Raw genomic sequence first — 22,110 nt, 5'->3', positions numbered from 1 at the left:
TGGGGGTGGCGGAGGGGGACCAACAAAAAGACCCCCCGCGGATGCGGGAGGTCTGCGCGCTCGGCGAGTCGGTTGCCGGGCGCGCTAGTTGCCAATAATGACGACGGTGCTGGTCACGGTCGCCACTCTGCCACCCCCACCCGGGTTTCGGGAGGAACAATCCACATGTCGGGACGGTCACGGAGGGTGGCCATACCGCAGGTCGGGTCGCCCACGGGGCGAAACGCGCCGCTGGTGATCGACTTCACAAGTCATCCGGCCGCTACCGAGCCGAAACACCACTGCGGCAGTATCTGGAACCGATCAAGTTACCGGCCCCGTGCCGCTGTCAAGGAGGACCCGTGCTCACTGTCGGTGACCGCTTCCCCGAGTACGAACTGACCGCCTGCGTCTCGCTGGACGCCGACCGGGCGTTCGAGTCGATCAACCACAAGTCGTACGAGGGCAAGTGGCGGGTGGTCTTCTTCTGGCCGAAGGACTTCACGTTCATCTGCCCGACGGAGATCGCCGAGTTCGGTCGGCTCAACGGCGAGTTCGCCGACCGGGACGCCCAGGTGCTCGGCGTGTCGGTGGACAACGAGTTCGTCCACTACGCCTGGCGCAAGGACCACCCCGACCTGCGTGAGCTGCCGTTCCCGATGCTCAGCGACATCAAGCGCGAGCTGACCGACGCCTGCGGCGTGCTCGGCGCCGACGGCGTGGCCCAGCGGGCCACCTTCATCGTCGACCCGGACAACGAGATCCAGTTCGCCATGGTGACCGCCGGCTCCGTCGGCCGCAACGTCTCCGAGGTGCTGCGCGTGCTCGACGCCCTGCAGACCGACGAGCTGTGCCCGTGCAACTGGAACAAGGGCGGCGACACCCTCGACGCCACCAGGCTGCTCGCCGGCGCCGGGGCCTGACGATGGGCCTCGACGCGATCAAGGCGGCCCTGCCCGAGTACGCCAAGGACATCAAGCTCAACCTGGGCTCCACCGTGGGCGCCTCCACCCTGAAGCCGGAGCAGGCGTGGGGCACGGCGCTGGCCTGTGCCGTCGCCGCCCGCAACCCGGTCGTGCTGCGGGAGATCGCCGCCGAGGCGGCCACCCACCTCACCCCCGAGGCGGTCGAGGCGGCGAAGGGCGCCGCGACGATCATGGCGATGAACAACGTCTACTACCGGGCCAAGCACCTCATCGGCGACGAGAACTACGCGTCGATGCCGGCCCGGCTGCGGATGCAGATCATCGCGCGGCCGGGCGTGGAGAAGGGCGACTTCGAGCTGTGGTGCCTCGCCGTCTCGGCGATCACCGGCTGCGGCGTCTGCCTGGAGTCGCACGAGAAGACCCTGCGCGCCGCCGGGTTCACCCGGGAGCAGGTGCACGAGGGGCTGCGCATCGCCGCCGTCGTGCACGCCGCCGCCGTGGCCCTCGACGCGCAGGCCGCGCTCGCCTGAGCCGTACGCCCGGACACCCGCCGGCGCCGCACCCCCGCGGCCCGGCGGGTGTCCGCGTGTAGGCGGCCCGGCGAGGGGCCGGCGTGTAGGCGGCCCGGGGCCCGGGTAGGTGGTCGTTCGGAGACGATCCCTCCGAGACGACCCCTCCGAGACGACCACAACGGTCGGGGCAGGAGCACCCATGGACAGGCTCGACCCGCACGCCGCCACCGGCACGCCCGACCCGATGCGGCACGGCGACCAGGGCGCGATCGCCGGCGGCGCCCCCGCCGGGGCGTTCGACCCGTGGAGCTACCGCGACCGGCCCTCGGTCGCCGACGCCGACCTCGTCGGCTACCACGTCGAGGCCACCGACGGCGGCATCGGCAAGATCGACAGCGCGAGCCACGAGGTCGGCGGCAGCTACCTGGTGGTCGACACCGGCCCCTGGATCTTCGGCAGGAAGGTCATGCTGCCCGCCGGCACGGTCAACCACGTCGACCACGACGCCCGCACCGTGTACGTCGACCGGGAGCGCGACCAGATCAAGGCCGCCCCCGAGTACGACGAGGACAGCCACGGCGACCCGGCGTTCCGCGACCGGCTCGGCGGCTACTACGACGAGAGCTACGGCAACCTGCCCCCGGGCACCGCGCGCTGAGCCCCCGTCCGCCGCAGCGGCCGGCGCTCACGGTGACGGCCGCCGTTCGCCGTAACGGCCGGTGGGGTTCCGGCCCACCGACCGTTACGGTGTCAGCGTGGACGCGACCGAGGACAAGCGCAGGATCCCCTTCACCGCCCTGTTCAACTTCCGCGACGTCGGCGGCTACCCGGCCGGCGACGGGCGTGCGGTCCGCTGGGGGCGGCTCTACCGCTCCGACTCCCCGCACCGCATCGACGGCCCCGACCGGGAGGCGTTCGCCGCCCTCGGCGTGCGCACCGTGATCGACCTGCGCCGCCCGACCGAGGTGGCCCGGGACGGCCGGGTCCCGGAGCTGCCCGGGCTCGCCTACCGGCACATCCACCCCGAGCACGTCGACTGGGCGGAGGCCCAGTACGAGCCCGGTTCGAGCCTCGCCCGCTTCCTCGCCGACCGGTACGCCGCCCTCGCCGGCACCGGTGCGGCCGGGCTCGCCGAGGCGGTCGGGCTGATCGCCGACAGCGCCGCCGAGCCGGTCGTCGTGCACTGCGTGGCCGGCAAGGACCGCACCGGGATCGTCTGCGCGCTGACCCTGTCGGCGCTGGGCGTGAGCGACGCCGACATCGCCGCCGACTACGCGCTGAGCACCGAGGCGTCGCAGCGGTTCAGCGCCTGGGTGGCCGCCACCATGCCGGACGCCCGGGACCTGCCGGCGCCCTACCTGGCCTCGCCCGCCGAGGCGATGACGCTGTTCCTGGCCGAGCTGCGGGAGGGGCACGGCTCGGCGGAGGGCTACCTGCGGCACGCCGGCGTCACCGACGCCCAGCTCGCCGCGCTCCGCGACCACCTGCTGGAGTGAGCGCGCCCCGCCAGCTCACCAGCCCGGCCTACCCGGCCCGCCAGCTCACTCGCCCGCCCCGCCCGGCCCGCCCGCCCCGTCGGGCTGCCCGGCGGAGTTAAGAAGGGGCCCCTCCTCTACAGAATGCGTTAAGAAGGGGCCCTTCCTTGCACCTACAGGCGGGTCACCCAGCCGTGCGGGTCGGCGGCCCGGCCGCGCTGGATGTCGACCAGCCGCTGCTGCAACGCCGTGGTCACCGGGCCCTGCCCGCCGTCGGCGACGGCGAACTCGCCGTCGGGGTACTTGACCCGGCCGATCGGCGTGATCACCGCCGCCGTGCCGCAGGCGAACGCCTCGCGCAGCCGGCCGCTGGCCGCGTCGGCCTGCCAGTCGGCGAAGCTGACCGGCCGCTCCTCGACCCGGTGGCCGGCCTCGGCGGCCAGGGTGAGCAGCGCGTCCCGGGTGATGCCGGGCAGGATGGTGCCGGTCAGCGGCGGGGTGACGAGGGTGTCGTCGTCGTAGACGAAGAAGACGTTCATCCCGCCCAGCTCGTCGACGTAGCGGCGCTCCACCGCGTCGAGGAAGACGACCTGGTCGCAGCCGGCCTCGGTCGCCTCGGCCTGGGCGGCGAGCGAGGCGGCGTAGTTGCCGCCGCACTTGGCCGCGCCGGTGCCGCCGGGGGCGGCGCGGGTGTAGTCCGGCGAGACCCAGACCGTGACCGGCTTGACCCCGCCCGAGAAGTACGACCCGGCCGGGGAGGCGATCACCACGTAGAGGTATTCGTTGGACGGCCGGACGCCGAGGAAGACCTCGCTGGCGATCATGAACGGGCGCAGGTAGAGGCTGGCCCCGTCGCCCTCCGGGATCCAGTCCCGGTCGATGTCGACGAGCCGGCGCAGCGAGTCGACGAACAGCTCCGGGGGCAGCTCCGGCATCGCCATCCGGCGGGCCGAGTCGACGAACCGGGCGGCGTTGGCCTCCGGCCGGAACATGGTGATCGACCCGTCGGCGAGCCGGTAGGCCTTCAGCCCCTCGAAGATCTCCTGCGCGTAGTGCAGCACGGCGGAGGCCGGGTCCATCGGGATCGGCCCGCGCGCCTCGACCCGGGCGTCGTACCAGCCCTTGCCCTCGGCGTACCGGATCGTGACCATGTGGTCGGTGAAGACGCGGCCGAACCCCGGGGCCGCGAGCAGGGCCGCCCGTTCGACGGCGGATACCGGCGTGGGATTCGGACGGATCTCGAAGTCGAGCATGTCACCACCGCTCATCGCGCGTGCCTCCCTGGGGAACGACGGCGCGCGGGACCGCACGCCGGAGGAAAGTGCTGCCAGAAACCTACCCCGAACGCTCGTTCAGCGGGTAGCGCCAACCGACGGGCGGTGGCTTCTGACAGGGGTGCCGGCGGTGCCGGCCGCCGGGTGCGCGACGGCTACCCGGTCGTTCAGGCCACCGCGTAGCCGGCGAGCCGGTCGCCTACCTCGGCGGTGCGCAGCGGTACGCCCGCGCCCCGGTTGGCCAGCTCCGTGCCGACGGCGGCGGTGACCCGGGCGGCGGCCTCGGCGTGCCCGAGCTGGTCGAGCAGCAGGGCGGCGGAGAGCACGGCGGCGACCGGGTCGGCGACGCCCTGGCCGGCGATGTCCGGCGCGGAGCCGTGCACCGGCTCGAACATCGACGGGTACGCCCCGGACGGGTTGATGCAGCCGCTGGCGGCCAGCCCGATGCCGCCGGTGACGGCGGCGGCGATGTCGGTGAGGATGTCGCCGAAGAGGTTGTCGGTGACCACCACGTCGTAGCGCTGGGGCTGGGTGACCAGGAACATCGCGGCGGCGTCGACGTGCTGGTATTCCGTGGCGACGTCGGGGTGCTCGGCGGCCACGGCCTCGAAGGCGCGGGCCCACAGCGACCCGGCGTGGGTCAGCACGTTGGTCTTGTGCACCAGGGTCACCTTGCGCCGCTCGCGGCGCGACGCCCGGGCGAACGCGTCGCGGATGACCCGCTCCACGCCGTGCCGGGTGTTCAGGCTCTCCTCGGTGGCCACCTCGGCCGGGGTGTCCCGGTGCAGGGAGCCGCCCGCCCCGGCGTAGAGCCCCTCGGTGCCCTCGCGGACCACGACCAGGTCGACCTCGCCGGGCTTGACGTTGGCCAGCGGGCCGGCCACGCCGGGCCACAGCCGCGAGGGGCGCAGGTTGACGTACTGGTCGAAGGCGAAGCGGAGCTTGAGCAGCAGGCCCCGCTCCAGCACGCCCGGCGGGACGGTCGGGTCGCCGACGGCCCCGAGCAGGATCGCGTCGTGCCCGGCCAGCTCGGTCAGCACCGATTCCGGCAGCACCTCGCCGGTGCGGTGGTAGCGGGCCGCGCCGAGGTCGTAGGCGGTGGTCTCCACCCCGGGGAGCACGGCGTCGACGACCTTGAGGGCCTGCGCGACCACCTCGGGTCCGATCCCGTCACCGGCCACCACCGCGATGCGTGCCACGTCCTCAGCTCCCTCGCCTCGTCGTCTTCGCCCAACGGTACGGCCCCGTCCCGCCTCCCGGTACGAGCCTTCCACAATTCGGGAAAGCGGAATGCACAGCAGGCTCCCAGGTGGGATTCATGGTGCGGTCAACTTCCCTGCGTAGGGTCGGTGGCGAACGGGTCACGGGGGCCCGGACGGGTGGTCGCCGCGGTGCTGCGGCGCCGTCAGCGAATGGAGCGGCAGCGATGCGCATCGACGAGCAACCCCGGCAGCGCTGGGTCGACCAGCAGCCGCGCACCCGCTGGGTCGACCAGACCGCCTTCGCCAGCCGCCGCCCCGACCTGCGGCTGGGCACCCGCAGCCACCGCCTCGACGCCGCCGGCGGCGCCGCCGTCGACCGGATCGCCGTGCAGCACACCGTCCGGACCGGCACCGCCGAATACTCGCTGCTGCTCAACGCCCCGAGCTGGCTGGGCCGGCGCGGGGTCGGCGCGGCGCTGGCCGACGCCGTCGCCGAACTGCGCGCCGTCGACCTCACCTACGGCCCGACCCGCCCCGACAGCCTGGTCTCCCGGCTGCGCCGGGGAGAGATCAGCCCCGAGTCGTACGCGCCGCTGGCCGACCTGGTCGACCGGTGCGCCGCGATGCGGGCGGCCACCGACGGCTGGTTCGACGCGTGGGCGGTGCCCGGCGGCTTCGACCCGGGCGGCCTGCTCGGCGGCTGGGCGGTGGAGCGGGCCGCGGCCCGGCTGCGCGCCGCCGGCATCCACGACTACGCCGTGCTCACCGGCGCCGACCTCGTCGTGCGCGGCCACGCCCCGCACGGCGGCCCGTGGCGGGTGGCGGTGCACCACCCGACCGACCCCCGGCGCGCCCCGCTGGCGCTGGAGATGACGGCCGGTGCGGTGGGGACCTCCGGGGTGACCGGCCGGCGGGGCCACGTGGTCGACCCGCACACCGGGGAGCCGGCCGACCAGCTCGACGCGGCCACCGTGATCGGCCCGGACCTGGCGGTGGCCGACGCCTACGCCACCGCGCTCTACGCCGCCGGCCCCGCGGGGCTGGCCTGGTTCCGCAACGGATCGGACTACCGGGCGCTGTTCGCCCACCGCCGACGCTGAGCGCACGCCATCCGCACCGGCCGGCCTTCGCATCCCGGCCGCCGGGTGGTCGGCGATCGGCCCCCACGGTCTCGGCAACGACCGTGGGGGCCGATCAGCGACGAGTGCGCGTGGCTCGCGCAATCGAGGGGTGCGGGACCGGCCGGGCCCGAGGTCAGACCACGCCACCCGAAGACGGGCCGACGACCGAACTCAGCCAGTGACCGCACGAGTACGCTAGCGAATCGACGCAACTCGACGCAAGAGTCTCCACAGCGGACCGTCTCCGGGGGACGGTCGGAAGATTCGCGGTTGACCTGCGGTGGGGTCGCGGTGACTTCCCGGCCACAAGATGGCACGCTGTCCGCCGTGAGTTTCGATCTGAGCGTGTGGGCCCTCCCGGACGGGGCCACGCCCGCGGACGTGCGGGCAGCGGTGCAACGGTGCCGGCAGGGGCAGCACGGCGAACGTTACCCGGACCCGCGGGTCGTCGCCTTCTACCGGGCGATCACGGCCAGGTATCCCGACCGGCCGGCCGGCCCGGGTACCCCGTGGGAGGTCGCGCCGCTGCACGCGGCGAACGACCACATCGAGATGAACCTCAACCCCGCCTGCGAGGACCAGGTGCTGCTCGACATCGAGCGGCTGGCCGGCGAGTACGACCTGATGCTCTTCGACTACCAGGACGGTTCGGTCTATCCGCCGCCCGCGCGCACCCGGCGCTGAACCGGCCCGTCCGCTGAACCGACCCGACACGATCTGATCCGACGCGGTACGACACGACGCGGGGCCCGGCCGATTCGGCCGGGCCCCGCGGTCGTCCCAGGTGGACCGTGCGCGACGGTCCACGATGGACGGATACTACTCGTCGCGCAGGTCGGCGGCGCTGGCCGAGGTCGCGCCGATCGAGTCGGCCGCCGAGGTGAGCAGGTCGGCGCCGAGGGCCTGGTCGACCGTGAGGGTCATCAGGGTCTCGCCGCCGGCCTCCCGGCGGGCCACCTGCATGGCAGCGATGTTGATGCCGGCCTCGCCGAGCAGCGTGCCGACGGTGCCGACCACGCCCGGGCGGTCCACGTAGCGCAGGAAGAGCAGGATGCCCTCCGCGCCGATCTCCACGTCGAAGCCGTCCACCTCGGTCAGCTTCAGCACGTCGCGGGCGCCCGCCGCGGCGACCGTGCCGGAGACGCTGACGGTGCGGCCGTCGGGCAGCGCGCCGCGGACCGTCACCAGGGTCGGGTGGTCGGTCGTCTCGGCCTGGCTGGCCAGGTTGACCTCGACGCCCCGCTCGGCGGCCAGGTGCGGCGCGTTGACGTAGGTGACCTGCTCCTCGACCACCGAGCTGAACAGCCCCTTGGTCGCGGCGAGCTTGAGCACCGACACGTCGTGGGCGACGGCCGCGCCGCGCACCTCGACGGTGACGCTGGCGGCCACCCCGCCGGCCACGGCGGTGAACGCGCGGCCCAGCTTCTCGGCCAGCGGCAGCAGCGGGCGGATGTCCTCGGCGACGACGCCGCCGGCCTGGACGTTGACCGCGTCCGGCACGAACTCGCCCTGCAGGGCCAGCTTCACGCTCTTGGCCACGGCGAGGCCGGCCTTGTCCTGCGCCTCGGCGGTGGACGCGCCCAGGTGCGGGGTGGCCACCACGTTGTCGAAGGCGAACAGCGGCGAGGAGGTGCACGGCTCCTTGGCGTACACGTCGACGCCCGCGCCGCCGACGCGGCCCTCGGCGATCGCGTCGGCCAGGGCCTGCTCGTCGACCAGCCCGCCCCGGGCGGCGTTGACGATCCGCACGCCCGGCTTGACGATCGCCAGCTCCTTCTCGCCGATCAGGCCCACGGTCTCCGGGGTCTTCGGCAGGTGGATCGAGATGAAGTCGCTCTCCCGCAGCAGCTCCTCCAGCCCGACCAGGCGCACGCCGAGCTGGGCGGCGCGGGCCGGCTGGATGTAGGGGTCGTACGCGATCAGCCGGGTGCCGAAGGCGGCCATCCGGGACGCGAAGAGCACCCCGATGCGGCCGAGGCCGACGACGCCGACGGTCTTGCCCTGCACCTCGACGCCGGTGTACTTGGACCGCTTCCACTCGCCGGCCTTGAGCGCGGCGCTGGCGCTGGCGGTGTTGCGGGCCACGGCGAGCAGCAGCGCGACGGCCTGCTCGGCGGCGGAGACGATGTTGGAGGTGGGGGCGTTGACGACCATGACGCCCCGCGCGGTGGCGGCCGGCACCTCGACGTTGTCCAGGCCCACACCGGCCCGGGCGACCACCTTCAGCCGCGGGGCGGCGGCGATCGCCTCGGCGTCGATCTGCGTGGCGCTGCGCACGATCACCGCGTCGGCCTCGGAGAGCGCGGAGAGCAGGGCCGGGCGGTCGGTGCCGTCGACGTGACGGACGTCGAAGTCGTGGGCGAGCACCTCGATGGCGGCGGGGGCGAGTTCTTCGGCGATCAGTACGACAGGATTCATCGGTCCTCGTAGAGGTCGTATGGCGGTCGGCCGGGGCGACGGGGCGCCGCGCTGCGCCCTGCGCTGGTTCGTGCCATGGCCGTCAGGTGCCGGCTACGCACCTACCCGCGATCGTAGGGCGCGGGCCGCCCGGCGTGCCCCGGACGCTGGGGTGAGTGCCCTCACAAACCCGACATGTCAAGGGTGTTAAGGCTGGGTGAAATGACACGGCGACCCGCCCGACGCCGGGGAGAGCGTCGGGCGGGTCGCCGCGGTGCGGGCAGTGCTCAGGCGGTCTCGGTGATCGGCCGGTCGACCCAGCTCATCATGGACCGCAGCTTCTGGCCGGTCGCCTCGATCGGGTGCGCCGCGCCCTCGGCCCGCCACTTGGCGAAGTTGGGGCGGCCGTTGTCGTCCTCGGCGATCCACTCGCGGGCGAACTCGCCCGACTGCACCTCGGACAGGATCTTGCGCATCTCCTCCTTGACCCGGGCGTCGACGACGCGCGGGCCCCGGGACAGGTCGCCGTACTCGGCGGTGTCGGAGACGCTGTAGCGCATCCGGGCGATGCCGCCCTCGTACATCAGGTCGACGATCAGCTTCAGCTCGTGCAGGCACTCGAAGTAGGCGATCTCCGGGGCGTAGCCCGCCTCGGTGAGCACCTCGAAGCCGGTCTGCACCAGCGCCGCCGCGCCGCCGCAGAGGACCGCCTGCTCGCCGAACAGGTCGGTCTCCGTCTCCTCCTTGAAGGTGGTCTTGATCGCGCCCGCCCGGGTGCCGCCGATGCCCTTGGCGTACGCCAGGGCCAGGGCGAACGCGGTGCCGCTGGCGTCCTGCTCGACGGCGACGAGGCAGGGCACGCCCTTGCCGTCGACGTACTGACGGCGGACCAGGTGACCCGGGCCCTTCGGGGCGACCATCGCCACGTCCACGTCGGCCGGGGGCTTGATCAGGTCGTACCGGATGTTGAAGCCGTGGCCGAAGAAGAGCGCCTTGCCCGGGGCCAGGTTCGGGGCGATCGCCTCGGTGTAGAGGCCGCGCTGCGCGGTGTCCGGGGCCAGGATCATGATCACGTCGGCCTCGGCCGCGGCCTCCGCCGGGGTGAGCACCCGCAGGCCCTGCTCCTCGGCCTTGGGCCGGCTCTTCGAGCCCGCCGGCAGGCCGATCACCACGTCGACGCCGGAGTCGCGCAGCGACAGCGCGTGGGCGTGGCCCTGGCTGCCGTACCCGATCACCGCGACCTTCTTGGCCTGGATCAGGCCGAGGTCGGCATCGTCGTCGTAGTACACCTCAACGCTCATTGACTTCCCTTTCGTACGGCGGCCCGGGTATGGCCCGTCGTGGCTTGTGCGGTCGGTGGTGCGGGGAATCAGGCGGCCCGCAGGGCCGGGCCCGCGGTGATCGAGCGCGAGCCGCGCCCGATCGCCACCGTCCCGGACTGGACCATCTCCTTGATTCCGTACGGTTCGAGGTCGCGCAGCAGCGCGTCCAGCTTGTCGGGGGTGCCGGTGGCCTCGATCGTCAGCGTGTCGGGCGCGACGTCGACGACCCGGGCGCGGAACAGGTTGACCGTCTCCAGCACCTGGCTGCGTGCCGCGCGGTCGGCGCGGACCTTGACCAGCAGCAGCTCCCGGGCGACCGAGACCTGCGGGTCCAGCTCGACGATCTTGAGCACGTTGACCAGCTTGTTGAGCTGCTTGGTCACCTGCTCCAGCGGGGACGACTCGGCGTTGACCACGATGGTGATCCGCGAGACGTCCGGGTTCTCGGTCTCGCCGACGGCGAGGCTGTCGATGTTGAAGCCGCGCCGGGAGAACAGCCCGGAGACCCGGGCCAGGACGCCCGGCTTGTTCTCCACCAGCACGGAAAGCGTGTGCATCGTCATGGTTAGATGTCGTCCTCGTCGAAGGCCGGGCGGACGCCGCGGGCGAACATGATCTCGTCGTTGCTGGTGCCGGCGGCCACCATCGGCCACACCATCGCGTCCTTGCCGACCACGAAGTCGATCACGACGGGGGCGTCGTTGATCGCCATCGCGGCCTCGATGGTCTTGTCGACGTCGGCGGCGTTCTCGCAGCGCAGGCCGACGCAGCCGAGGGCCTCGCCGAGCTTGACGAAGTCGGGGATGCGGTGCTTGTGGGTGCCCAGCTCGGTGTTGGAGTAGCGCTCGTTGTAGAACAGCGTCTGCCACTGCCGGACCATGCCGAGGTTGCCGTTGTTGATCACGGCGATCTTGACCGGGATGCCCTCCAGCGCGCAGGTGGCCAGCTCCTGGTTGGTCATCTGGAAGCAGCCGTCGCCGTCGATCGCCCAGACCACCGTGTCCGGCCGCCCGACCTTGGCCCCCATCGCGGCCGGGACCGCGTAGCCCATCGTGCCGAGGCCACCGGAGTTGAGCCAGGTGCCCGGCTTCTCGTACGAGATGAACTGCGACGCCCACATCTGGTGCTGCCCGACGCCGGCCACGTAGACCGCGTCCGGGCCGGCGATCTTGCCGAGCCGCTCGATCACGTACTGCGGGGAGAGGGTGCCGTCGGCCGGCTCCTCGTAGCCCAGCGGGTAGCGCTCGCGCAGGTCGTCGAGCTGGGTCCACCAGTCGCCCAGGTCGGCCGGTCGGCCGGCGGCCCGCTCGGTGGTGACCGCCGCGATCAGCTCCTCGATCACGTGCTTCGCGTCGCCGACGATCGGCACGTCCGCGTGCCGGTTCTTGCCGATCTCGGCCGGGTCGATGTCGGCGTGCACGACCGTCGCGTCCGGGGCGAAGGAGTCCAGCTTGCCGGTCACCCGGTCGTCGAACCGGGCCCCCAGCGCCACGATCAGGTCGGCCTTCTGCAGGCCGTAGACGGCCGCCACGGTGCCGTGCATGCCGGGCATGCCCAGGTGCTGCCGGTGCGAGTCGGGGAACGCCCCGAGCGCCATCAGCGTGGTGACCACCGGGATGCCGGTCAGCTCCGCCAGCCGGCGCAGCCCCTCGGTGGCCCCGGCCTTGAGCACGCCGCCGCCGACGTACAGCACCGGCCGGCGGGCGCTGGTCATCAGCCGGGCCGCCTCGCGGATCTGCTTGCCGTGCGGGTGCAGGGTCGGCCGGTAGCCGGGCAGGTCCAGCGTCGGCGGCCAGGAGAAGGTGGTCTGCGCCTGCAGGACGTCCTTGGGGATGTCGACCAGCACCGGGCCGGGGCGGCCCGTCGAGGCCAGGTGGAACGCCTCGGCGAGCACCCGCGGGATCTCCTCGGCCGTCTGGACCAGGAAGTTGTGCTTGGTGATCGGCAGGGTGATGCCCTGGATGTCCGCCTCCTGGAAGGCGTCCGTGCCGATCGACGGCCGCGCGACCTGGCCGGTGATCGCCACCATCGGCACCGAGTCCATGTACGCGTCGGCGATCGGGGTGACCAGGTTCGTCGCGCCCGGGCCGGAGGTGGCCATGCAGACGCCGACCCGGCCGGTGGCCTGGGCGTAGCCGGTGGCGGCGTGGCCGGCGCCCTGCTCGTGCCGGACCAGGATGTGCCGCACCGTGGAGTCGTAGAGCGGGTCGTACGCCGGCAGGATCGCCCCGCCCGGGATGCCGAACACGACGTCGACGCCGAGCGCCTCCAGGGACCGCACGAGGGAACCGGCCCCGGAGAGCTGGACCGGCTCGGGCTGCCGTACGGCCGGGGCGGCCGGGACGGCGGCGGCGCGGCCGGTCGCCGCGGCGTCGGTCGCGGGCTCGGCGCCGGCGCGGGCCCGGCGGGCGGAGTGGGCGAGTGTCTCTGGCGTGGGTCTCGTCATTGCGGTTCAGGCCTTCGGCTGGAGTGGCTGGTGCTCTGCAAGCGTGCGACGCGGGCGGGTGCCCGCACCGATGCGATGGGTCCGATGGCAATAAAAACGGCCCTCGTGCAGACATGCACGGGGCCAGCGCACTCTCGACGACGGAGAGTGCGCTCAGGTAAGTACTCGCGGAGACCGGTTCGACGACATGCGGTCAAGCCTGCCGCATCTCACGCGATGAGTCAACTGATCCCACATTTTGGTTAACGGACGTCGGCGCGTCCTGCCCCGACGCGCCGCCCGCACCCCCCGCGAGCTGCGCGGACCCGTCCCAGTCGGCCCGCGGGGCGGGCCCGTCCCAGTCGGCGCGCTGCGCGGGCAGGCGCGCCGGCCGCACCGGGGCCGGCGGGGCCGCCGGTGCCGACACCGGGGCCGGGGACCGGCGGGCCCCGGGCGACGTCGCGGCCTCCAGCATCGCCTCCAGGTGCTCGGCCGGCACCCCCCAACCGAAGAGCGCGCCCTGGCCGAACCGGCAGCCGGCGGCGACCACGGCGGCCAACTCGGTGGGATTGGTCACCCCCTCGGCGATCACCTCCAGCCCGAGCTGGTGCCCCAGGCGCATCACGATGTCCACCATCGGGGCGAAGGGCGGCCCGTCCGCGCCGGCCGGACGGACCGGCTCGTGCTCGGCCACCAGCCCGTGATCGATCTTGAGGATGTCGATCGGCAGCCGGCGCAGCTGGCCGAGTGACGAATATCCCGCGCCGAAGTCGTCGAGGGCGATCCGGACGCCGGTGCGCCGCAGCGCGGTCAGCCGCCGGATCAGCTCGTCGAGGTCGGTGGCGACGGCGTGCTCGGTGACCTCCAGCACCAGCCGCTGCGGCGGCACGTGGTGGGCGCGCAGCGCGTCGGCGACCTGGACCACGTACTCCGGGGCGTGCAGCTCCCGGGGCGAGACGTTCACCGACACCCAGACGTCGTGCCCGTCGGCCAGCCAACGGGAGAGCTGGTAGCACGCCTGGTGCAGCACCCACGCGCCGAGCTTGGCGATCATCCCGCACTCCTCGGCCAGCGGGATGAACTCGTCCGGGCGCACGTGGCCCAGCTCCGGGTGGTGCCAGCGCAGCAGCGCCTCCGCCCCCACCGGGCGCACCGACGGCAGCGACGCCACCGGCTGGAAGACCAGCCGCAGCTCGTCGCGCTCGATCGCCCCACGCAGCTCGTGCTCCAGCGTCGTGCGGCGGCGCAGCAGCTTGTCGTACGCGCCGTCGTAGTGCTCGATCCGGTTCTTGCCGCGTTGCTTGGCATAGCGCAGGGCCAGGTCGGCGTGGCGCAGCAGCAGCTCCGTGTCCGGCTCGTCGGGCAGCCCGGCCACCCCGATGCTCACCGACAGGAAGACCGGCCCGCCCGGCTGGTCGTACGGGTCGCCGAGCACCCCCAGCAGCCGCTCGGCGATCCGCCCCGCCTCGACCGGGCGGCCCGGCACGAGCACCGCGAACTCGTCCCCGCCGAGCCGGGCGGCCAGGTCGTCGGGGCGCAGGTTGCCGCGCAGCCGCCGGCCCACCTCCGCCAGCACCTCGTCGCCCACGTCGTGCCCGCGCATGTCGTTGACGTTCTTGAAGCCGTCCAGGTCCAGCCCGAGCAGCACGCACGGGTCGCCGGAACCGGTGGCCTGGTGCAGGGCGCGCAGCAGCCCCCGCCGGTTGGCCAGGCCGGTCAGCGGGTCGGTGTGCGCCAGCTCGCGGAAGTGCGCCTCCCGCTCGGCAAGCCGGCCCGCGTAGCGGCGCACGTCGTGCAGGGCCAGGTATTGCCGGGCCACCAGGGCGAAGCCCTCCAGGCTGCCGGCGACGATGCCCAGCGCGTCGAACCGGCCGCCCTGGATCAGGTGGTACATCGCGGAGGCGGCCATCGCGCCCATCGGGACGAAGGCGTACGCGCCGTCGGAGCCGATCAGGTCGACGTCGAGCTGCCCCGGCGGGTCGGCCCGGCGCACGACCAGCGCGGCGGTCAACAGCCCCGCCGCCAGCAGCGCGGCGCCGGCCAGCACCATGCCCGGCACGGCCTGGCAGAGCCCGCCGGCGATGCCGAGCCCGCCGGAGGTCACCGCCGTGATCCCGGTGCCGAGCAGGGCCAACCGGCGGCGGGGCCGGGCGGCGCGCAGGAGCACGATCAGGGTGAGCCCGGCGGTGAGCGCGACGCTGACGGTGGCCAGCAGGATCGGCGCGCAGGCCATCGGGGTGGCGGCGCCGAGCAGCCGGGTCGGCTCGGAGAAGAGCACCCAGCCCACGAACCAGAGCGCGGTGGCCATCGTCACGCTGTCGAGGATGAGGCGGGCCGTCGCCGCGCGGGTCGCCCCCGCGCCGGGCAGCCGCAGCAGGCCCGCGCCGAAGGCGAGCGCGCTCGCCGCGACCCCGGCGGAGACCAGCGTGGCCCAGCCGGTGCGCTGCCCCTGCCGGTGGGCCAGGTGTTCGCCGGTCAGCGCCACGGCCAGCCCGACCGCGAGGCCGGCCACCGCGAAGCCCCCCGCCACGGCGACCAGCCCGGCGGCCCGCCCGCACCGGCGGCCGCCCCGCCGGGCGGAGACGACCAACAGGGCGGTCGCGCCGGCGGCGACGAGGCCGCTCAGCACCACGACGGCGATCATGCCCGGGGGGAAGTGCACGCTCCCAACTGTGCCGGATGCCCGCTGCCCATGGGGGGCCGGGTGTGCATCTGTTGGGACACGGGGCCGCGCCCCGGCGGTTGCCCCTCCGGCGGTGCAAGACTGGTACCCATGCCTGAGCTGCGGTCGAGGACCTCCACCCACGGTCGGACGATGGCCGGCGCCCGGGCCCTCTGGCGGGCCACCGGGATGACCGACGACGACTTCGGCAAGCCGATCGTCGCCATCGCCAACAGTTTCACCCAGTTCGTCCCCGGCCACGTACACCTCAAGGACCTCGGCGGCCTCGTCGCCGACGCGGTCGCGGAGGCCGGCGGGGTAGGCCGCGAGTTCAACACCATCGCCGTGGACGACGGCATCGCCATGGGCCACGGCGGCATGCTCTACTCGCTGCCCAGCCGCGAGCTGATCGCCGACGCCGTCGAATACATGGTCAACGCGCACTGCGCCGACGCCCTGGTCTGCATCTCCAACTGCGACAAGATCACGCCGGGCATGCTGCTGGCCGCGCTGCGGCTCGACATCCCCACCGTCTTCGTCTCCGGCGGCCCCATGGAGGCCGGCAAGACGGTGGCGATCGAGGGGATCGTCCACTCCAAGATCGACCTGATCGACGCGATGATCGCCTCGTCCAACGAGGCGGTCACCGACGACCAACTCGGCGAGATCGAGCGGTCCGCCTGCCCGACGTGCGGCTCCTGCTCCGGCATGTTCACCGCCAACTCGATGAACTGCCTCACCGAGGCCATCGGCCTGGCCCTGCCCGGCAACGGCTCGACGCTGGCCACCCACGCCGCCCGCCGGTCGCTGTTCGTCGAGGCCGGGCGCACCGTCGTGGAGATCGCCAAGCGGTGGTACGACGGCGACGACGCCTCCGTTCTGCCCCGGCAGATCGCCAGCCGGGCCGCGTTCGAGAACGCCGTCGCCCTCGACGTGGCCATGGGCGGGTCCACCAACACGATCCTGCACCTGCTCGCCGCCGCGAGAGAGGCCGAGCTGGACTTCTCCGTCGCCGACATCGACGCCGTCTCCCGCCGGGTGCCCTGCCTGGCCAAGGTCGCGCCGAACTCCCCGAACTACCACATGGAGGACGTGCACCGCGCCGGCGGCATCCCCGCCATCCTCGGCGAGCTGGACCGCGCCGGGCTGCTGCACCGCGACGTGCACTCCGTGCACTCCCCCACCCTCGCCCGGTGGCTCGCCGACTGGGACGTGCGCGGCGGCTCCGCCACCCCGGAGGCGATCGAGCTGTTCCACGCCGCCCCCGGCGGGGTGCGCACCACCGAGCCGTTCTCCACCACCAACCGCTGGTCGACGCTGGACACCGACGCGGCCAGCGGCTGCGTGCGGGACCGCGAGCACGCGTACAGCGCCGACGGCGGGCTGGCCATCCTGCACGGCAACCTCGCCCCGGACGGGTGCGTGGTGAAGACCGCCGGCGTGCCCGAGGAGTGCCTGACCTTCCGCGGCCCGGCCAAGGTCTACGAGTCGCAGGACGACGCCGTCACGGCGATCCTGGCCAAGGAGATCGTCGCCGGCGACGTGGTGGTGATCCGCTACGAGGGCCCGAAGGGCGGCCCCGGCATGCAGGAGATGCTCTACCCGACCTCGTTCCTCAAGGGGCGGGGGCTGGGCCGCTCCTGCGCGCTGCTCACCGACGGCCGGTTCTCCGGCGGCACCTCCGGGCTGTCCATCGGGCACGTCTCCCCCGAGGCGGCCTCCGGCGGCCTGATCGCCCTGGTCGAGCCCGGCGACGAGATCGTCATCGACATCCCGGGCCGGTCCATCGAGCTGAACGTGCCCGACGACGTGCTGGAGGCGCGGCGCATCGCACAGGAGAAGCGCCCCAAGCCGTACACGCCGACCGACCGGCAGCGCCCGGTGTCGGCGGCGCTGCGCGCGTACGCGTCGATGGCCACGTCGGCCAGCGACGGCGCCTACCGCCGCGTCCCGGAGTAGAAGGAAGGGCCCCTTGTTAACGCCTGGCGTATAGAAGGGGCCCCTTCTCACCACCCGGCGTTCCCCGCCCGGCCAGGCCCGGGTGCCTGCGGCACGTCGGCCGTGGCCGATCGTGGACAGTTCCCGCACGCAGCGAACGGCAACTGTCCACGATCCACACTTGTGGAAGCGACCGTCCGGCCGCTGGCCGGCCTCGACGACGACGGTCGCGGCGGCATTGCCGCTCATCACGGCGTTGCGCATGCTCGGGCTCCGCGCCCAACTCGATTCGCCGAGCGCCCTGGAGCGCGCCCGACGGATCGTGACGGCAGGGGCTGATTCAGGACTCTGCTCGTGCGGCGGAGGGTTCGCCGCGCGCCTGGGTGACAGGTGGCGAGGTCGTTGGCGGTGGCCACGCTCGCGGCGGTGACCACGGTGGCGGCGACCGGCGTGGGCCTGGCGTGGCAGTGCAGTTCGTCGACTACCCGAGGGCTGATCAACATCATGTCGGGAAAATGGGGGTGTCCTGGACGCGGGATACCGCCACCTCCCCGACATGACGCGCCGCTCAGGCGGCGCGGCGCTCAGGCGGTGGGCGCGCCCCGGAGCAGGCCGCGGGCGTACGCGATGGCCGCCGGGGTGTCCGGGAAGACCAGGCCGTCGCGGCGCAGCTCGTCGGCCACCCCCAGCGTGGCGAGCACCTGGTCGTGGCCGGGGGTGATGCCGGAGAGCAGCACGGTGATCCCCCGGCCGCGCAGCCGCCGGATCGCGTCGCCCAGCACGTGCGCCCCGGTGGCGTCCAGGGCCGACACCCGGGACATCCGCAGGATGACCACTCGCACGTCGGCGACGTCGGAGAGCTGGAGCAGGAAGGTGTGCGCGGCGGCGAAGAACAGCGGCCCGTCCAGCCGGTACGCCACGATGTGCTCGTCGAGCAGCGCGTGCTCCTCGGCGCTGTGCTCGCCCCGGTCGAGGGGCACCTGTTCCAGCCTGGCGCTGCGGGCCACCGCGCGCAGCGCGATGACGATCGCGACGGCGATGCCGACGGCCACGGCGGTCACCAGGTCCCAGATCACGGTGACGGCGAAGGTGAGCACGAGCACCAGCGCGTCGCCCCGGGTGGCGCGCGCCAGCGCCAGGAGCGAGGCGGCCTCGACCATCCGTACGGTGGTGGCGAGCAGCACCCCGGCGAGCGCCGCGAGGGGGATGCGGCCGACGAGCGGCGCGGCGGCGAGCACGATCGCGGCGAGCGCGACGGCGTGGGTCAGCGCGGCCAGCTTCGACGACGCCCCGGCGCGCACGTTCACGGCGGTGCGGGCGATGGCGGCGGTGGCGGGGATGCCGCCGAACAGCGGGGACGCGAGGTTGGCCAGCCCCTGCCCGAACAGCTCCTTGTCGGGGTCGTGCCGCTCGCCGACGGTCATCCCGTCGGCGACGGTGGCCGACAGCAGGCTCTCCAGCGCGGCGAGGGCGGCGACGGCGAGCGCGGAGGGCAGCAGCACGCCGACGGCGCCGGGGTCGAGGAAGCCCAGCGACGGCGCGGGCAGCCCCTGCGGCAGCGCGCCGATGCGGACCAGGTCGACCGGCGCGGCCTCCGCGAGGATCGTCGCGGCGGCGACCCCGAGCAGGGAGAACGGCACGCCGGGCCGCCAGCGGCCGCCGAGCAGCATCAGCGCCGCGACGCCGAGGGCCACCGCGAGGGCCACCGGCCGGGGGTGTACGACGAACCGGGCGACCGCGTCGGCGGCCACCGCCCACACCCGGTCGCCGTGCGCGTCGGTGACACCGAGCGCGGCGGGCACCTGTTGCAGGGCGATGACCACGGCGATGCCGGCGGTGAAGCCCTCGATGACGGGGGTGGGCAGGTAGCGGACGTACCGGCCGAGGCGGGCCAGCGCGAGGGCGATCAGCACGAGGCCGGCCATCGCGCCGACCATCAGCACCCCGGTCGGGCCGAACTGCTGCACCACGGGCACCAGCACCACGGTCATCGCGCCGGTGGGGCCGGAGACCTGGAGGTTGGAGCCGCCGAAGACCGCGGCCACGGCACCGGCGACGACGGCGGTGACCAGCCCCGCCTGCGCGCCGAGCCCGGAGGTGACGCCGAAGGCGAGGGCCAGCGGCAGGGCGACGATCGCGACGGTGAGGCCGGCGAGCAGGTCGCGGCGGGGCGAGCGGCGTACGGCGTGCCAGTCGGCGCGGCCAGGCAGCAGGCCGAGGACGCGGTCGCGGACGGCGGCGGTCGCGGCAGTGGCGGCTGTCGCGGCTGTGGCGGCGCTCACCGGCCCGCACCGGGCCGCGAGCCGGTCTCCCCGCTGGCGGCCGGAGCCGGGCCGGCAGTCGGCACGGCGTCGGCGCGCAGCTCGTCGAGGAGGGCGTCGCGGTCGGTGAGGACCGCGCCGAGGATGCGCCGCCCGGCGGCCAGCAGGTCGGCCACGTCGGGGGTGCTGAGGGAGTACATGACCAGGGGGCCGTCGCGGTGGGAGGCGACCATGCCGGCGCGGCGCAGCACGGCGAGCTGCTGGGAGAGGTTGGACGCCTCGACGTCGATGACGGCGAGCAGGTCGCGGACGGGCTTCGGCCCGTCCTGGAGCAGTTCGAGCACGCGGATGCGCACGGGGTGCCCGAGGGTGCGGAACAGCTCGGCCTTGGCCTGGTACAGCGGCACGGACACCTGGGGACTCCCGGCTCGACGACCCATACGTGAAGACTTTACCACTTGCAGAAGTCTTCAAGTCGTGAGCCGGGACACCCCGCGACCCGGTCAGGCCGCCGGGACGAACCGGGCCGCGTCGGCCACCACGTACCCGTCGGTGGCCTCCGTGCGGATCAGCACGCTGCCCGCCGAGCCCGCCGCGAACTCGTACGCCCCGAGCGACACCCACTGCCCGCCCGAGCCGCGCTGGTCCACCGTGCGGGTGGTCACACCCCCGGCGTGCGCCACGTCCACCGGGACGTTGCTCGCCCGGTTCGCGTCGGCCGTCCAGCGCAGCTGGACCGTCCACGTGCCGGCGGCCGGCAGCGCCGGGGTGAACCGCAGCCGGTTGACGCCCTTGCCGGTGTTGCCGTCGTGCTCGTAGTCGGTGCCGTAGTAGCCGCCGACCTGGGTGCTGCCCACCCAGACCCCGCCCCGGGTCACCCCGGCCGAACGGTTGTCGACCACGATCTCGCCCTCGGTGACGGGCGGCCAGGTGAGGATCTGCCCGTCGGCGCGCAGCCGGGCCTGGAGGGCGCCGACGTCGACCCGCTGCGCCGGCACGCCCGCGTCCAGGGCCAGCTTCGCCGCCGTCGCGGCGGACTGGGCGAGGATCATGAACACCGGCTCCATCCGGATCGAGCCGTACGCGATGTGGCTGGCCGCCAGGCAGACCGGGACGAACAGGTTGGCGCACTGCCCCTGCGCGGGCACGATCGACCGGTAGCTGACCGGGTACGGCCCCGGCACCCCCACCTGCACGTCGCCCTCGTTCTTCACCACCCCGTTCACCACCACCCGCTGGCAGTTGTGCGAGTCCATCGTGTAGCTGGCCAGGCCGACCGAGTCGGCGACCCGCACCGCGCCCCGGCAGTCCCGCTCCGTCATCACGTAGTCGGCGAGCATCCGCCGCGCCTCGCGGACGTACAGCTGGGGTGGCCAGCCGCCGGTGGCGGTGAACTCGTCGGCGGCCAGGCCCCAGGCGGCGGTGTCGGCCCGGACCGACGCCGGCAGCCGGGGGTCGTTGGCCAGGAACCACAGCAGGCCCTGCTGGTACGCCCGGTGCTCGGCCACCATCGTCTGCCGCTGCGCCCAGGTGGCCGTCGGGTACGCGTGGCTGGCCCCGATGAAGTCGGTGGAGAACGCCCCGGTGTTGTTGGAGTCGGTCTTGCCGCCGCCGACGCTCTGGGTGGTGAAGAACGGGCCGGTATAGCCGGCCTGCACGTAGCGCAGCAGCAGCTCGTAGTCGGCCGGGTCGTAGCCGGCCGGCTTCGGGAACGGGATCCGGTCGGCGGCCCGGGTGAGGCACATCCGGAAGTTGTACGCCTGGATCCGGTCGTCGCCGGTGCCGTTGGGCGCGACGGGGGCGGCGGAGATGCCGGGGAGCAGGCCGCTCGCGGCGTTGCCCGGCACCACGTACGGGTCGACGGGCAGGGTGAACTGGTGCGCCCCGCGCAGCTGCACCCCGTTGATCGTCTCGCCGTACACCGAGTTGGCCTCCCGGCCCACCGTGTACGACACCCCGGCCGCCGCCATGAGGTCGCCCTCGTACGTGGCGTCGACGAACATGCCGCCCGCGAAGAGCTGCCCGTTGTCGGTGGCCAGGCCGGTGAGCCGGTCGCCGGCGCGGGTCACGGCGGTGAGCCGGGCGTCGAGGTGGACCGGGATCGCGTGCTCGGCGAGCAGGTCGGCGAAGACGGCGGCGGCGACGTGCGGCTCGAAGACCAGCCGCATCGGCGAGGTGGGGGTGACGGCCGCGCCGGCGTACTTCGCGTGGACCCGGCGGTAGAACTCCCCGGCGAGGCCGCCGATGGCGGCGCTGGTGCCGCTGTCGGTGTAGCCGAGGCCGCCGGTGGTCAGCCCGCCGACGTGGCCGCCCGGCTCCACGATCAGCGCGGTGCGCCCCAGCCGGCGCATCTGCACGGCGGCCATGATCCCGGCCGACGTCGCGCCGTAGACGACCAGGTCGGCGGTGACCGTGGCGGCGGCGAGGGCGGGCAGGCCGGCGGCGGGCAGGCCGGGTCCGGCGGCGGCCTGGGCGGGCGGGCCGAGCCCGGTGGCGGGGGCGGCGACGAGGAGGGTGGCGCCGCCGAGGCGCAGCAGGTGGCGGCGGTCGAACGAGAGCGGCATCGCGCAGGCCCTTCGGGAAAGGGGAAGGCGCGCGCCGCCGCACCTCGGGAAC

Annotated in this window: 17 protein-coding genes; 7 read left to right on the top strand and 10 right to left on the bottom strand. The window is 73.8% G+C overall.

The annotated features are described in order from the left end of the window. The first annotated feature begins 341 nt into the window (after positions 1–341). From GA0070558_RS01040 to GA0070558_RS01025, 4 genes are all read left to right on the top strand, one after another. Complete coding sequence (locus GA0070558_RS01040; protein WP_077936579.1) at positions 342–902, top strand: peroxiredoxin; 561 nt, start codon at positions 342–344, stop codon at positions 900–902. Between the two features lie 2 nt (positions 903–904). Next, positions 905–1,435 (top strand): alkylhydroperoxidase, AhpD family, encoded by a 531-nt coding sequence (ahpD, locus tag GA0070558_RS01035; protein ID WP_091274470.1) that lies wholly within the window; start codon positions 905–907, stop codon positions 1,433–1,435. A gap of 181 nt (positions 1,436–1,616) precedes the next feature. Then, a complete protein-coding gene (locus GA0070558_RS01030) occupies positions 1,617–2,075 on the top strand; it encodes a hypothetical protein (RefSeq protein WP_091274469.1) in 459 nt (152 codons plus the stop codon). Between the two features lie 97 nt (positions 2,076–2,172). Further along, the gene (locus GA0070558_RS01025; RefSeq protein WP_091274790.1) at positions 2,173–2,913 is read left to right on the top strand and encodes a tyrosine-protein phosphatase; all 741 of its coding nucleotides are present in this window, start codon (positions 2,173–2,175) and stop codon (positions 2,911–2,913) included. A 152-nt stretch (positions 2,914–3,065) separates the two neighbouring features. Here GA0070558_RS01025 and GA0070558_RS01020 read toward each other — a convergent pair whose 3' ends face one another. Together GA0070558_RS01020 and GA0070558_RS01015 are read right to left on the bottom strand one after the other, a co-directional pair. Then, positions 3,066–4,160 (bottom strand): branched-chain amino acid aminotransferase, encoded by a 1,095-nt coding sequence (locus tag GA0070558_RS01020; RefSeq protein ID WP_091274465.1) that lies wholly within the window; start codon positions 4,158–4,160, stop codon positions 3,066–3,068. A 173-nt stretch (positions 4,161–4,333) separates the two neighbouring features. Next, positions 4,334–5,365, bottom strand: coding sequence for a 3-isopropylmalate dehydrogenase (locus GA0070558_RS01015; RefSeq protein ID WP_077936575.1), 1,032 nt, complete (start codon positions 5,363–5,365; stop codon positions 4,334–4,336). A gap of 227 nt (positions 5,366–5,592) precedes the next feature. On the opposite strand from GA0070558_RS01015, the gene GA0070558_RS01010 reads away from it, so the two are divergent. Together GA0070558_RS01010 and GA0070558_RS01005 are read left to right on the top strand one after the other, a co-directional pair. Beyond that, entirely contained in the window at positions 5,593–6,468 is an 876-nt protein-coding gene (locus tag GA0070558_RS01010; RefSeq protein WP_091274462.1) for an FAD:protein FMN transferase, read from the top strand. A gap of 348 nt (positions 6,469–6,816) precedes the next feature. After that, positions 6,817–7,173: a hypothetical protein gene (locus tag GA0070558_RS01005; RefSeq protein WP_176734050.1), complete on the top strand. Its 357-nt coding sequence runs from the start codon at positions 6,817–6,819 to the stop codon at positions 7,171–7,173. Positions 7,174–7,308: 135 nt separating this feature from the next. Here the strand turns inward: GA0070558_RS01005 and serA are convergent, their stop codons facing one another. The 5 genes from serA to GA0070558_RS00980 all read right to left on the bottom strand — a co-directional run bounded on the left by serA (position 7,309) and on the right by GA0070558_RS00980 (position 15,277). After that, on the bottom strand, positions 7,309–8,907 hold the full coding sequence (serA, locus tag GA0070558_RS01000) for a phosphoglycerate dehydrogenase (RefSeq protein ID WP_043962265.1): 1,599 nt from the start codon (positions 8,905–8,907) through the stop codon (positions 7,309–7,311). A gap of 266 nt (positions 8,908–9,173) precedes the next feature. Then, positions 9,174–10,187 (bottom strand): ketol-acid reductoisomerase, encoded by a 1,014-nt coding sequence (ilvC, locus tag GA0070558_RS00995; RefSeq protein ID WP_043962264.1) that lies wholly within the window; start codon positions 10,185–10,187, stop codon positions 9,174–9,176. A gap of 68 nt (positions 10,188–10,255) precedes the next feature. Then, positions 10,256–10,771, bottom strand: coding sequence for an acetolactate synthase small subunit (gene ilvN / locus GA0070558_RS00990; protein WP_043962263.1), 516 nt, complete (start codon positions 10,769–10,771; stop codon positions 10,256–10,258). A gap of 2 nt (positions 10,772–10,773) precedes the next feature. Further along, on the bottom strand, positions 10,774–12,654 hold the full coding sequence (locus GA0070558_RS00985; RefSeq protein ID WP_043962262.1) for an acetolactate synthase large subunit: 1,881 nt from the start codon (positions 12,652–12,654) through the stop codon (positions 10,774–10,776). A gap of 193 nt (positions 12,655–12,847) precedes the next feature. Next, entirely contained in the window at positions 12,848–15,277 is a 2,430-nt protein-coding gene (locus GA0070558_RS00980) for a putative bifunctional diguanylate cyclase/phosphodiesterase (protein ID WP_439709554.1), read from the bottom strand. 129 nt (positions 15,278–15,406) lie between these two features. Here GA0070558_RS00980 and ilvD point away from each other — a divergent pair, with 129 nt between their 5' ends. After that, positions 15,407–17,254, top strand: coding sequence for a dihydroxy-acid dehydratase (gene ilvD, locus GA0070558_RS00975; protein ID WP_091274455.1), 1,848 nt, complete (start codon positions 15,407–15,409; stop codon positions 17,252–17,254). A 563-nt stretch (positions 17,255–17,817) separates the two neighbouring features. Here ilvD and GA0070558_RS00970 read toward each other — a convergent pair. The 3 genes from GA0070558_RS00970 to GA0070558_RS00960 form a co-directional block, all read right to left on the bottom strand. After that, the gene (locus GA0070558_RS00970) at positions 17,818–19,515 is read right to left on the bottom strand and encodes a SulP family inorganic anion transporter (protein ID WP_091274452.1); all 1,698 of its coding nucleotides are present in this window, start codon (positions 19,513–19,515) and stop codon (positions 17,818–17,820) included. After that, complete coding sequence (locus tag GA0070558_RS00965) at positions 19,512–19,907, bottom strand: ArsR/SmtB family transcription factor (RefSeq protein ID WP_091274448.1); 396 nt, start codon at positions 19,905–19,907, stop codon at positions 19,512–19,514. Before GA0070558_RS00965 ends, GA0070558_RS00970 begins: the two co-directional genes overlap by 4 nt. Before the next feature lie 90 nt (positions 19,908–19,997). After that, on the bottom strand, positions 19,998–22,058 hold the full coding sequence (locus GA0070558_RS00960) for an FAD-dependent oxidoreductase (RefSeq protein ID WP_091274445.1): 2,061 nt from the start codon (positions 22,056–22,058) through the stop codon (positions 19,998–20,000). Positions 22,059–22,110: the final 52 nt, after the last annotated feature.

Origin of the sequence: Micromonospora haikouensis, from assembly GCF_900091595.1 — a bacterium.
GTDB classification, from domain to species: Bacteria; Actinomycetota; Actinomycetes; order Mycobacteriales; family Micromonosporaceae; genus Micromonospora; species Micromonospora haikouensis.
The sequence above is the reverse complement of the archived record's forward strand: the minus strand, read 5'-3'. Positions and strand labels throughout refer to the sequence as shown.